Origin of the sequence: Streptomyces canarius (assembly GCF_014650735.1) — a bacterium.
Lineage (GTDB): Bacteria > Actinomycetota > Actinomycetes > Streptomycetales > Streptomycetaceae > Streptomyces > Streptomyces olivaceoviridis.
The window spans coordinates 244,055-256,002 of sequence record NZ_BMVN01000004.1 but is presented as its reverse complement, the minus strand read 5'-3'; the positions used below and the strand labels follow the sequence as shown (position 1 = coordinate 256,002).

The following is an 11,948-nucleotide window of genomic DNA, read 5'->3' as shown; positions in this document are numbered from 1 at the left end:
GTGGTCAGGCCCCCGCCTTCGTCAGGAGGGTGGGTGCTTCCGCCTCTTCGTGGAATTCGAGCTGGCGGCGCCGGTTGGGGATGAGGCCCTCGGGGCGGAACCGCATCAGCAGGATGAGTGCGAGGCCGAAGGCGAAGAGCTGGTAGTCACCGAGGAACTGGAGTTTGTTCGGGATGAGGAAGAGCAGGGCGGCGCCGATCAGCGGGCCGCTGATGGTGCCCATGCCGCCGAGGACGACCGCGGCGAGCAGGAAGGCGGAGTTGGGCGGGATGGGGCCGGCGAAGAGGTACTGCTCGGGCGTCACGGTGTAGGTGACGTGGGCCTGGACGGTGCCGGCGAGTCCGGCGAGGGAGGCGCCGACGGCGAAGGCGATGAGCTTGACGCGGAAGCCGTTGATGCCCATGGCGAGGGCGGCGGTCTCGTCCTCGCGGATGGCGACCCAGGCGCGGCCGATGCGGGAGTTGCCGCTGCGCCGGAATACGAGCACGACGACGGCGGTGATGATCAGCATCAGGAAGAAGTAGTTGGCGAAGCGGCCGATGGTGAAGCCGCCCATGTCGTGCTGGGCGCCGAGGTCGAAGCCGAGGATGTCGAGGTTGGGGATGGAGGCGATGCCATTGGAGCCGTTGGTGAGGTCGGGTCCCGAGGTGCCGTCGAGGTTGTTGGCCGTGATGCGGAAGATCTCGCCGAAGCCGAGGGTGACGATGGCGAGGTAGTCGCCGCGCAGGCGCAGGGTGGGGGCGCCGATGAGGACGCCGAACACCAGGGAGGCGGCGGCGCCGATGAGGACGGCGGCCCAGAAGGGGAAGTGGACGTGGAAGGGTGAGTTGGGGGAGCCGGAGACCAGGGCCGCGGCGTAGGCGCCGACGCCGAGGAAGGCGACGTATCCGAGGTCGAGGAGGCCGGCGAGGCCGACGACGATGTTCAGGCCGAGGGCGACGGTGGCGAAGATGAGGATGTAGACGCCGAGGGTCGCGTACTGGTCGTTGGTCTGGGTGAAGGGGAAGAGTGCCGCCGCGACGAAGGCGCCGCAGATGGTGATGTTGGTGTGCCGGGAGGCGATCTGTGAGGCGTGGGCGATGAGGCCGGCCTTGTTGAGGGCGGCGAAGCCGAAGCCCGCGGTGATCAGGAAGCCGATGAACAGTTCGTCGTACTCGGTGCCGATGCCGTAGGTGAAGACGACGAGGCCGAGGGCGAGCATCGCGACGATGATCAGGATCTCGGCGTACGCGGGCAGGGTGGCCGCGGGCCGGGGGGCGTCGGCGGCGAAGACCGCCTTGGTGGTCTCCCACTTGTACGCGGCACCGTGCTTGAACTTCTCCCAGCCGGTGTCGTCGGGGTCGATCGGCTCGGGTTCGGGTCGCTGGAAGGGCAGGGCGAGGGCGCCGGCCAGGGCGGCGAGGCTGCCGAGGGCGACGAGGAAGCCGCCGGGTTCCAGGTTGACGAGTCCGCCGAGGTCGACGCTGATCGCGAGGACCGTGTACCAGCTGGTGGCGAAGGTGGCGAGGGTGGCGAACCGCAGGGCCGCGTCGGGGCCGGCGGGTACGAGCCATCCGAGGCCGCGGATGCCGTAGGAGGCGAGGGCGAAGAGGGTGGCGAGGAGTGCGCCGATGAGGACGAGGACCTGGAGGCCGCCCGGGTAGCCGTAGACGGTGAGGTCGCCGGGGAAGTCTGCGGTCCAGGTCCAGGCGAGGAAGGTGGAGACGATCGTCAGCGCGCTGCCGCCGAGGGCGAGGGCGCGGCCGGCCCTCTCGGGCAGGGGCAGCAGGCCGGTCGGGGTGTCGGCCTTGCGGGCGCTGGGTGTGCCGGGTGCGGTGGTCTGTGTGGTCATCGGTCTCACGCCCTGTCCGCGACGCGCTCGCCGAGCAGGCCCTGTGGCCTGAACAGCAGTACGAGGATGAGGAGTACGAAGGCCCAGACGTCGGCCCAGGACTGGCTGCCGAACTTGTCCATGCCCGGGATGTCGGCGATGTAGGCGGTGGCCAGGGTCTCGGCGACGCCGAGGACCACGCCGCCGATCATGGCTCCGTAGATGTTGCCGATGCCGCCGAGGACGGCCGCGGTGAAGGCCTTGAGGCCGAGTATGAAGCCCATGCGGAAGTCGATCTGGCCGTACTTGAGGCCGTAGGCGACGCCGCCGATGGCGGCGAAGGCAGCGCCGAGGGCGAAGGCGACCACGATGATGCGGTCGGTGTCGATGCCCATGAGCTTGGCGGTGTCGGGGTCCTGGGCGGTGGCCTGCATGCCGCGTCCGGTGCGGGTCCTCATGACGAAGTAGGCGAGGACGGCCATGCTGATGGGGGCCGCGATGATGAGGAAGACGTCGCCGGTCTGGATGGTGACACTGCCGAGGTGGAAGGGGCCTCCGTCGATCTGCGGGAAGGTGCGGGCGGATTTGGCCTCGGGGTACCAGGCCCAGACGGCCTGCTGGAGGGCGAGGGAGAGGCCGATGGCCGTGATGAGAGGGGCCAGGCGGGGGGCGTTGCGCAGAGGCCGGTAGGCGAACCGCTCCGCTCCCACGGCCACAAGTACGGCGACCAGGACGGCGCCGATGAGCATCAGTGGCAGGGCGACCCACATGGAGGTGCCGTCGGGCAGGATGTACGCGTAGACCGTGAGGGCGCCGAACGCTCCGGTCATGAAGATCTCGCCGTGGGCGAAGTTGATGAGCTGGACGATGCCATAGACCATCGTGTAGCCGATGGCGACCAGCCCGTACATGGATCCGAGTAGCAGGCCGTTGACCAGCTGCTGCGGCAGTTCGTTCACCGCATGTCCTCCGAGACGTTCGGAAAAGCTCGACGGGTGTGTCCGGATGCGAGTCCGCGCGGGGCGCCAGTGGAACAGCGCCCCGCGCGGCTCGTGAGGATGGTGCGGGCGTGGTCAGCCGGTGAAGGTACCGGACTTGACGGCCGTGAAGGCACCGTTCTTGACGGCGTACACGGTGAGCTGCTTGTTGGTGGCGTCACCGAACTCGTCGAAGGAGACCTTGCCGGTCACACCGTCGAAGGAGACGTTCTGCATGGCGGCGGTGACCTTGGCGCGGGCGTCGGAGGGCAGCTTGCCGCCGTTGTCCTCGACGACCTTCTTCACGGCCTCGATGATCGCCCAGGCGGAGTCGTAGGAGTAGCCGCCGTAGGCGGAGTACTCGTCCTTGTAGCCGGCTGCCTTGTAGTCGGAGACGAACTGCTTGGCGGAGGGCAGGGACTCGACGGGGGCGCCGACCGAGGTGGCGAGGTCGCCGGTGGCCTCGGGACCGGCCAGCTTGCCGTAGGTGGCGTCGTTGATGCCGTCGCCGCCGACGAGCGGGATCTTGGCTCCGGCGGCCTTGATCTGCTTGCTGAGCGGGCCCGCCTGCGGGTATTCGCCGCCGTAGTAGACGACGTCCGCTCCCGAGTTCTTCACCTTGGTGGCGACGGCGGAGAAGTCCGTGGTGTCGGGGTTGATGTGCTCGGTGCCGACGACCTTGCCGCCGAGCTTCTTGAACTCCTCGCTGAAGGTGCCGGCGAGGCCCGCGCCGTAGGTCTTCTTGTCGTCGATGACGAAGACCTTCTTCTTCTTGGCGGTGTTGAAGACGTACTGGGCGGCGAACGGGCCCTGGATGGCGTCCGTGGTCGCGGTGCGGAAGTACGACTTGTAGGGGCGCACCTTCTTGGTCTGCCAGTCCGCGCCCTGGGTGAGGGCCGGACCGGTGTTGGCCGGGGAGACCTCGACGAGCTTGGCGTCGTCGAAGACCTTCTGCATCGACTCGGCGACGGAGGAGTTCAGCGGGCCGACGACGCCGAGGACGTTGCTGTCGGCGACGAGCTTGGTGGCGTTCTGCTGACCCTGGGACGGCTGCTTCTGGTCATCGAGGGCTTCGATCTTGAAGGTGATGCCCTTGACGAGCTTCTGCTTGTTGGCGTTGCGGACGGCGAGGTCCGCGGAGTTCTTGATGCCGAGGCCCATGGCGGACAGGTCGCCGGTCAGGGGGGCGTCGACGCCGATGACGACGGTGCTGCCGCCGTTGCCGGAGTCGGAGCCCTTGTCGCCGCTGTCGCGCGAGCCGCAGGCGGTGAGGGTGAGCGCTCCCGCCGCCAGCGCGGCGGTGATGGCGATAAGCGAACGTTGACGCACGATCAGTCCTTTCCCCAGGCACAACCGCCTCCCCGTGGAAGCGGCCGAGTCGCGCGCCGCGCTGAATTGGGCAATCCGAAGGCGCGGTGACTGGCCGTGACTCTAGGCGTGTGTGGGGAACGTGGAGGAGTGTCTGGCCGAGGCTGTGACGCTCTTGTTATGACACGACGTAATGCAGAGCGGTACTTGGTGGGGTGGAAGGTGGAATTCAGGTGGATTCGCACCGTCCGCATTGTGAGAACCCGCAGGACTCGCCTTGATCCATCCAGGCGTCTCAGCGGTTTTGGTGATTACCGAACTTTGTTGCCGCAAGCTACTTGCAGGGCGTGTGAGAGGTCCTGTGCGTAACGGGGGCCCAGGATGTAGCTCTGGACCTGTATTGCGCGCGTATTACGCAGAGTTACGTCCAGGAAAGGGAGTCCGGCGTTCTTGGGGACTTTTTCGCATTCCGTCACGTGCATCGTGATCGTGACCTTGCGGGCGGAACCCGACCTTGTCCGAAACGGAACAGGTGGCTCCGGATTCAGGGACAGGCCCGCGTACGGCTGGGTCACCCGGGTCACGGTGACCGGCGGCCCCGAGGTCACGCTCAGCAGCACGGCGAAGCTGAAGCTGCGCGGCGGGGCGCCCGCGGGAGTGGTCCGGCCGTCCAGGTAGGTCATGTCCACCACCTGGGCGGGGTACGGGACTTGCGCGTGCGCCCGGTCCTCGCGCGGGGGCGGCCGGTGCGGCCGGGTGGCGTACAGACAGCCGCCGCCCGCCAGGGCGAGGGCCGCGGCGGCGAGGGCGACGGTGACCCGCCGGTGGCGGGCGTACCAGGCGGTCAGGGCCGCGCGTGTCCGGCCGGGCGGACGCGTGTCCGCCGGCCGCCGGCCGTCCCACGCGCGCGTACCCTCGCCGGGCTCCAGCGGACCGATGCCGCTCATGTCCAGGGACCTGTGCTCGGGGTCCCGTGGCGGTAGCGCGCGGCACACGCCGTGCGGGCCTGACGGTCCATCAACCGCCCGGTGACGTCCGCGCCTTGCTGCTTCCGCGCGGAGCGTCCCGCCGCCACGACGTCCAGGAGGATCCGGTACTGCCCGTGGGACAGCCCCATCGACTGGTAGTCGCCGTAGGTGTCGTCGGCGAGCGTCCTGCGGGCCCAGTAGGTGACGAGCCTGGTGCACAGGCTGGCGTCCGAGGTGGGCTGCGGTGAGGCCGAGGCCGAGGCCGAGGCCGTGGTGGGGGAGGGAGCGGAGCCGTCCGGTCCGGTGCAGCCCGTCGTACACAGCAGCGCCGGCAACGCCAGCCCCGGCATCAGGAACCTCACCCCCGGCCGGGGGCCTCCTCGCCGTCCCATGTGCCGAAGCTAGAGGGAGGGAGGGCGAGGGGCAACGGTCCGGCGGGGGCCGGTGGGAGCGGCGCTCAGCTCGCGGCGGACTCCGCGGGCGCTCCGTCGCCCGGCCGGACGTCGCGCAGCAGGCAGGTCAGCCGGGCGGTGCAGACGCGGCGGCCCTCCTCGTCGCTGATCACGATCTCGTACGTCGCCGTCGACCGCCCCCGGTGCACCGGCGTGGCCACGCCCGTCACCAGGCCGGAGCGGACGCCGCGGTGGTGCGTGCAGTTCAGGTCCACGCCGACCGCGACCTTCGTGCTGCCGCCGTGCAGCATGGAGCCGACCGAGCCCAGGGTCTCCGCCAGCACCGCGGAGGCGCCGCCGTGCAGCAGGCCGTACGGCTGGGTGTTGCCCTCCACCGGCATGGTCCCGACGACCTTGTCCGCCGAGGCCTCCAGGATCTGCACGCCCATCCGCGTGCCCAGATGCCCGGCCGAGAACAGGGCGGGCAGGTCCACACCGAGCGCCGTGTACTCGTCGAGGACCTCCTGCGGGAACTTCACGTGCTGCTGCTCGCCCATGGGCCGGCTCCGTTCGTCGTCCACCTGTCTGCTCGCTGAGCAAACGCTCAGTCGGTCGCCGATTGTTCCAGACGGCTCCCGGCGGTGCCGGTGTGGTCCTCCAGCCGTACGACGACGGACTTGCTGGCCGGGGTGTTGCTGGTGTCGGCGGTGGCGTCCAACGGCACCAGCACGTTCGTCTCGGGGTAGTACGCCGCCGCGCATCCCCGGGCCGTCGGATACAGCACGACCCGGAAACCGGGCGCCCGCCGCTCCACCCCGTCCCGCCACTCGCTCACCAGGTCGACGTACGACCCCTCGGCGATCCCGAGCGACCGGGCGTCCTCGGGGTGCACCAGCACCACCCGGCGCCCGCCCGTGATGCCCCGGTAGCGGTCGTCCAGGCCGTAGATGGTGGTGTTGTACTGGTCGTGCGAGCGCAGGGTCTGCAACAGCAGCCGGCCCTCGGGCAGCGCCGGGTACTCCACCGGCGCGGCCGTGAAGTTCGCCTTGCCCGTGGCGGTCGGGAAGCGCCGCTCGTCGCGCGGGGCGTGCGGCAGCGCGAAGCCGCCGGGCCGGGACACGCGCGCGCCGAAGTCCTCGAAACCGGGGATCACGCGCGCGATGCGGTCACGGACGGTCGCGTAGTCCTTCGCGAACTCCTCCCACGGCACGACGCTGCGCTCGCCGAGCACCCGCCGGGCGAGACCGCAGACGATGGCCGGCTCGGACCGCAGGTGGGGGCTCGCGGGCCTCAGGCGCCCGCGCGAGGCGTGCACCATGCCCATGGAGTCCTCGACCGTCACGAACTGCTCGCCGCCGTCCTGCACGTCGCGTTCGGTCCGGCCCAGCGTGGGCAGGATCAGCGCCCGCGCGCCCGTGACCACGTGCGAGCGGTTCAGCTTGGTCGACACGTGCACGGTCAGCCGCGCGCGGCGCATCGCGGCCTCGGTGACCTCCGTGTCGGGCGAGGCGGAGACGAAGTTGCCGCCCATGGCGAAGAAGACCTTCGCCTCGCCGTCGCGCAGCGCGCGGATGGCCCGTACGACGTCGAAGCCGTGCTCGCGCGGCGGCGCGAACCCGAACTCCTTCTCCAGGGCGTCCAGGAAGGCCGGCGCGGGCCGTTCGAAGATGCCCATGGTGCGGTCGCCCTGGACGTTGCTGTGCCCGCGCACCGGGCACACGCCCGCCCCCGGGCGGCCGATGTCACCGCGCAGCAGCAGGAAGTTGACCACCTCGCGGATGGTCGGGACGGCGTGCTTGTGCTGGGTGAGGCCCATGGCCCAGCAGACGATGGTCCGCCGTGAGGCGAGGACCATGCCGAGGGCCTGCTCGATCTCCGCGCGCGTGAGGCCGGTCGCGGTCAGCGTCTCGTCCCAGTCGGCGGCACGCGCGGCCTTCGCGAACTCCTCGAAGCCGTGGGTGTGTTCGCGGACGAACTCCTCGTCGACCGCACCCTCGGTCTGAAGGATCAGCTTGTTGAGGAGCCGGAAGAGCGCCTGGTCGCCGCCGATGCGGATCTGGAGGAACAGGTCGGTGAGGGCGGCGCCCCTGAGGAGGCCCTGCGGGGTCTGGGGGTTCTTGAAGCGCTCCAGGCCCGCCTCGGGCAGCGGGTTGACGCTGATGACCTTCGCGCCGTTCGCCTTGGCCTTCTCCAGCGCGGAGAGCATGCGCGGGTGGTTCGTGCCCGGGTTCTGGCCCGCGACGATGATCAGGTCGGCCTTGTACAGGTCCTCCAGTAGGACGCTGCCCTTGCCGATCCCGATGGTCTCGCTGAGCGCCGACCCGGACGACTCGTGGCACATGTTCGAGCAGTCCGGCAGGTTGTTCGTGCCCAGCTCGCGCGCGAAGAGCTGGTACAGGAACGCGGCCTCGTTGCTGGTGCGGCCGGAGGTGTAGAAGACGGCCTCGTCCGGGGAGCCGAGGGCGGCGATCTCCTCGGCGACGATGTCGAAGGCCCGCTCCCAGGAGACCGGCTCGTAGTGCGTGCCGCCCTCGGGGAGGTACATGGGGTGGGTGAGCCGGCCCTGCTGTCCCAGCCAGTAGCCGCTGCGGCCGGACAGGTCCGCGACGGAGTGCGCGGCGAAGAACTCGGGCGTGACCCGGCGCAGGGTGGCCTCCTCGGCCACCGCCTTGGCGCCGTTCTCGCAGAACTCCGCCGTGTGCCGGTGGTCCGGCTCCGGCCAGGCGCAGCCCGGGCAGTCGAAGCCGTCCTTCTGGTTCACGCGCAGCAGCGTCAGCGCGGTGCGCTTCACACCCATCTGCTGCTGGGCGATGCGCAGCGTGTGCCCGATGGCCGGCAGCCCCGCCGCCGCGTGCCGGGGCTCCGCGACCTGCGGCGCGTCCTGGACCGGATCACCCTTGGGCGGCTTCGTCGCCATCGCACGATCCCCTTCGACTGCGTGTGAGAAGTACGCCGACGATCCTCCCACGGTCCGCCGACAACGGTGCCGGGCGGGCAGGGCGGGAGGCGGCAGCATTGCTTGCGCCGGTTCCGCGGCGTTCGTCCGCGCGGGATGCTCGTCGTCGTGGGACGCGCGGGATCCTCGTCGTCGTGAGATGCGCGGGATCCTCGTCGTCGTGGGACGCGCGTGATCCTCGTCGCCGTGAGCGACCGGGAGGCAACCGGCTGTGCCCCCGCCGGAACCGCCCGGCCCGCGCTGTCAGTGGCTCGTGGCAGGATCGGGGACGTGGCAGAGACAGCATCGAAGCAGACCGACAAGACCCCCGGCGGCTCCCGTCCCCGGCTGATGCTCATGGACGGGCACTCGCTGGCCTACCGCGCGTTCTTCGCGCTGCCCGCGGAGAACTTCACGACCGCGACCGGCCAGCCGACGAACGCGATCTACGGCTTCGCGTCGATGCTGGCCAACACCCTGCGTGACGAGGCGCCCACGCACTTCGCGGTGGCCTTCGACGTCTCCCGCAAGACCTGGCGCTCCGAGCGGTTCACCGAGTACAAGGCGAACCGCTCCAAGACCCCGGACGAGTTCAAGGGCCAGGTCGAGCTGATCGGCGAGCTGCTCGACGCGATGCACGCGCACCGCTTCGCCGTCGAGGGCTACGAGGCGGACGACATCATCGCCACCCTCGCCACCCAGGCCGAGGCCGAGGGCTTCGAGGTGCTGATCGTCACCGGCGACCGCGACTCCTTCCAGCTGGTCAGCGAGAACACCACCGTGCTCTACCCGACCAAGGGCGTCTCGGAGCTGACCCGCTTCACCCCGGAGAAGGTTTTCGAGAAGTACGGATTGACGCCCGCCCAGTACCCGGACTTCGCGGCCCTGCGCGGCGACCCGTCCGACAACCTCCCCGGCATCCCCGGCGTCGGCGAGAAGACCGCCGCGAAGTGGATCAACCAGTTCGGCTCCTTCGCCGAGCTGGTCGAGCGGGTCGAGGAGGTCAAGGGCAAGGCCGGGCAGAACCTCCGCGACCACCTGGAGTCCGTCAAGCTCAACCGCCTCCTCACCGAGCTGGAACGCCAGGTGGAGCTGCCGAAGGCGGTCGCCGACCTGGAGCGGGCCGCCTACGACCGCAAGGCCGTCGCGATGGTCCTGGACACCCTGGAGATCCGCAACCCGTCGCTGCGCGAGCGGCTCTTCGCCGTCGACCCCGGCACGGAGGAGGCCGAGGCCACCCCGGTCGCCACCGACGGCGTCGAGATCGACGGCGCGATCCTGCGCACCGGCGAGCTGGCCCCCTGGCTCGCCGAGCACGGCGCCGGACCCCTGGGCGTCGCCACCGTCGACACCTGGGCGCTGGGCGCCGGCTCGGTCGCCGAGGTGGCCCTCGCCGCGGCCGGGGGAGCGGCGGCCTGGTTCGACCCGTCGGAGCTGGACGAGGCCGACGAGAACGCCTTCGCCGCCTGGCTGGCCGACTCGGCCCGCCCCAAGGTGTTCCACAACGCCAAGGGCGCCATGCGGGTCTTCGCCGAGCACGGCTGGAGCGTCGAGGGCGTGCGCATGGACACCGCGCTCGCCGCCTACCTGGTCAAGCCCGGCCGCCGCTCCTTCGACCTGGACGCGCTGTCGATGGAGTACCTGCACCGCGAGCTGGCCCCCGCCGCTGCGGCCGACGGCCAGCTGGCCTTCGGCGCGGACGACGGCGCCGAGGCCGAGGCCCTGATGGTCCAGGCCCGCGCCGTCCTGGACCTCGGCACGGCCTTCGAGGACCGCCTGGAGGAGGTCGGCGCCGCCGACCTGCTCCGCGACATGGAGCTGCCCACCTCCGCGCTGCTCGCCCGCATGGAGCGCCACGGCATCGCGGCGGACCGGCCGCACCTCGAAGCGATGGAGCAGATGTTCGCGGGCGCCGTGCAGCAGGCCGTGAAGGAGGCGCACGCGGCGGCCGGCCACGAGTTCAACCTGGGCTCGCCCAAGCAGCTCCAGGAGGTCCTCTTCGGCGAGCTGGCCCTGCCGAAGACGAAGAAGACCAAGACCGGCTACACCACGGACGCCGACGCCCTGGCCTGGCTCGCCACCCAGACCGACAACGAACTGCCCGTGATCATGCTCCGGCACCGCGAGCAGGCCAAGCTGCGGGTGACCGTCGAGGGCCTGATCAAGACCATCGCGGGGGACGGCCGGATCCACACCACCTTCAACCAGACGGTGGCCGCGACCGGGCGTCTGTCCTCCACCGACCCCAACCTCCAGAACATCCCCGTCCGCACGGACGAGGGCCGGGCGATCCGCCGGGGATTCGTGGTCGGCGAGGGCTTCGAGTCCCTGATGACCGCGGACTACAGCCAGATCGAACTGCGCGTCATGGCCCACCTCTCCGAGGACGTGGGCCTGATCCAGGCGTTCACCTCCGGTGAGGACCTGCACACCACCGCCGCGTCCCAGGTGTTCGGCGTCGAGCCCGGCGCGGTCGACGCCGAGATGCGCCGCAAGATCAAGGCGATGTCGTACGGCCTCGCGTACGGCCTGTCCGCGTTCGGCCTCTCCCAGCAGCTGAACATCGAGGCGGCCGAGGCCCGCGCCCTGATGGACGCCTACTTCGAGCGCTTCGGCGGGGTGCGGGACTATCTGCGCCGGGCGGTCGACGAGGCCCGGGCGACGGGCTACACCGCGACGCTCTTCGGGCGCCGCCGCTACCTGCCCGACCTCAACAGCGACAACCGCCAGCGCCGCGAGGCGGCCGAGCGCATGGCCCTCAACGCGCCCATCCAGGGCACGGCGGCGGACATCGTGAAGATCGCCATGCTCAAGGTGGACAGCGCGCTGCGGGAGGCGGACCTCAGGTCCCGCATGCTCCTCCAGGTCCACGACGAGATCGTGCTGGAGATCGCCCCCGGCGAGCGGGCGGCGGCGGAGGAGATCGTCCGCCGCGAAATGGCGGGCGCCGTGCAGCTCAGGGCCCCGCTGGACGTCTCGGTGGGCGTGGGCCCGGACTGGGAATCGGCGGCCCACTAGCATGCGGCGCGTGGGGGGGCGACCGAGCGGAGGCGCGGGCATCGCGGCCAAGGGTGATCGGCTTCGCCGCCGCAACGCGGATCCCCCCCTGCGGCGCAGCCCGGCGGTGCGGGGTGCCGTGCCCCCGGCCGCCGATCACTTCTCCCCACGGACGTGGCCCGGTGGTGTGCGGCATCGCGCCCTGGACCGCCGGTCATCTCCCCCCCGGATGCGGTCCGGCGGTTCGGGGTACGCCGTCCTCGGCCGCCGGTCGCCTCTCCCTACGACGCGGCCCGGTGGTGCGGGGCATCGCGCCCCCGACCGTCGATCGTCTCCCCCCAGCCCAGCCCAGCCCGGCGGTTCGGGGTACGCCGTCCTCGGCCGCCGGTCGCCTCTCCCTATGACGTGGCCCGGTGGTGCGGGGCATCGCGCCCCCGACCGTCGATCGTCTCCCCCCAGCCCAGCCCAGCGGTTCAGGGCACGCCGCCCCCGGCCGCCGGTCACCCCCCACGACGCAGCCCAGCGGTTCGGAACACCGCGCCCCGACCGCCTCGCCCCCCT

Annotated in this window: 8 protein-coding genes; 1 reads left to right on the top strand and 7 read right to left on the bottom strand. The window is 70.8% G+C overall.

All coding sequences use genetic code 11. The features are described 5' to 3' along the window. Positions 1 to 4: 4 nt before the first annotated feature. From IE294_RS08120 to IE294_RS08090, 7 genes are all read right to left on the bottom strand, one after another. A complete protein-coding gene (locus IE294_RS08120; protein WP_189883813.1) occupies positions 5 to 1,831 on the bottom strand; it encodes a branched-chain amino acid ABC transporter permease in 1,827 nt (608 codons plus the stop codon). 5 nt (positions 1,832 to 1,836) lie between these two features. After that, positions 1,837 to 2,769, bottom strand: coding sequence for a branched-chain amino acid ABC transporter permease (locus tag IE294_RS08115; RefSeq protein WP_058080162.1), 933 nt, complete (start codon positions 2,767 to 2,769; stop codon positions 1,837 to 1,839). Positions 2,770 to 2,883: 114 nt separating this feature from the next. Continuing rightward, positions 2,884 to 4,116: a branched-chain amino acid ABC transporter substrate-binding protein gene (locus IE294_RS08110; RefSeq protein WP_189883811.1), complete on the bottom strand. Its 1,233-nt coding sequence runs from the start codon at positions 4,114 to 4,116 to the stop codon at positions 2,884 to 2,886. Positions 4,117 to 4,406: 290 nt separating this feature from the next. Beyond that, positions 4,407 to 5,042 (bottom strand): Tat pathway signal sequence domain protein, encoded by a 636-nt coding sequence (locus tag IE294_RS08105; RefSeq protein WP_189883809.1) that lies wholly within the window; start codon positions 5,040 to 5,042, stop codon positions 4,407 to 4,409. Further along, a complete protein-coding gene (locus IE294_RS08100) occupies positions 5,039 to 5,455 on the bottom strand; it encodes a hypothetical protein (RefSeq protein ID WP_189883807.1) in 417 nt (138 codons plus the stop codon). The genes IE294_RS08105 and IE294_RS08100 overlap by 4 nt, the downstream gene beginning before the upstream one ends. A 65-nt stretch (positions 5,456 to 5,520) precedes the next feature. Next, a complete protein-coding gene (locus tag IE294_RS08095; RefSeq protein WP_189815567.1) occupies positions 5,521 to 6,012 on the bottom strand; it encodes a hotdog fold thioesterase in 492 nt (163 codons plus the stop codon). Positions 6,013 to 6,059: 47 nt separating this feature from the next. Continuing rightward, complete coding sequence (locus IE294_RS08090) at positions 6,060 to 8,372, bottom strand: FdhF/YdeP family oxidoreductase (RefSeq protein WP_189883806.1); 2,313 nt, start codon at positions 8,370 to 8,372, stop codon at positions 6,060 to 6,062. Positions 8,373 to 8,681: 309 nt separating this feature from the next. On the opposite strand from IE294_RS08090, the gene polA reads away from it, so the two are divergent. After that, on the top strand, positions 8,682 to 11,408 hold the full coding sequence (gene polA / locus IE294_RS08085; RefSeq protein WP_189883803.1) for a DNA polymerase I: 2,727 nt from the start codon (positions 8,682 to 8,684) through the stop codon (positions 11,406 to 11,408). Positions 11,409 to 11,948: the final 540 nt, after the last annotated feature.

Excerpts from the sequence above, each read along its gene's own strand:
- IE294_RS08100 (WP_189883807.1), bottom strand. The coding sequence starts at position 5,455 with ATGGGACGGCGAGGAGGCCCCCGGCCGGGGGTGAGGTTCCTGATGCCG.
- IE294_RS08090 (WP_189883806.1), bottom strand. The coding sequence starts at position 8,372 with ATGGCGACGAAGCCGCCCAAGGGTGATCCGGTCCAGGACGCGCCGCAG.
- IE294_RS08105 (WP_189883809.1), bottom strand. The coding sequence starts at position 5,042 with ATGAGCGGCATCGGTCCGCTGGAGCCCGGCGAGGGTACGCGCGCGTGG.
- IE294_RS08095 (WP_189815567.1), bottom strand. The coding sequence starts at position 6,012 with ATGGGCGAGCAGCAGCACGTGAAGTTCCCGCAGGAGGTCCTCGACGAG.
- IE294_RS08120 (WP_189883813.1), bottom strand. The coding sequence starts at position 1,831 with ATGACCACACAGACCACCGCACCCGGCACACCCAGCGCCCGCAAGGCC.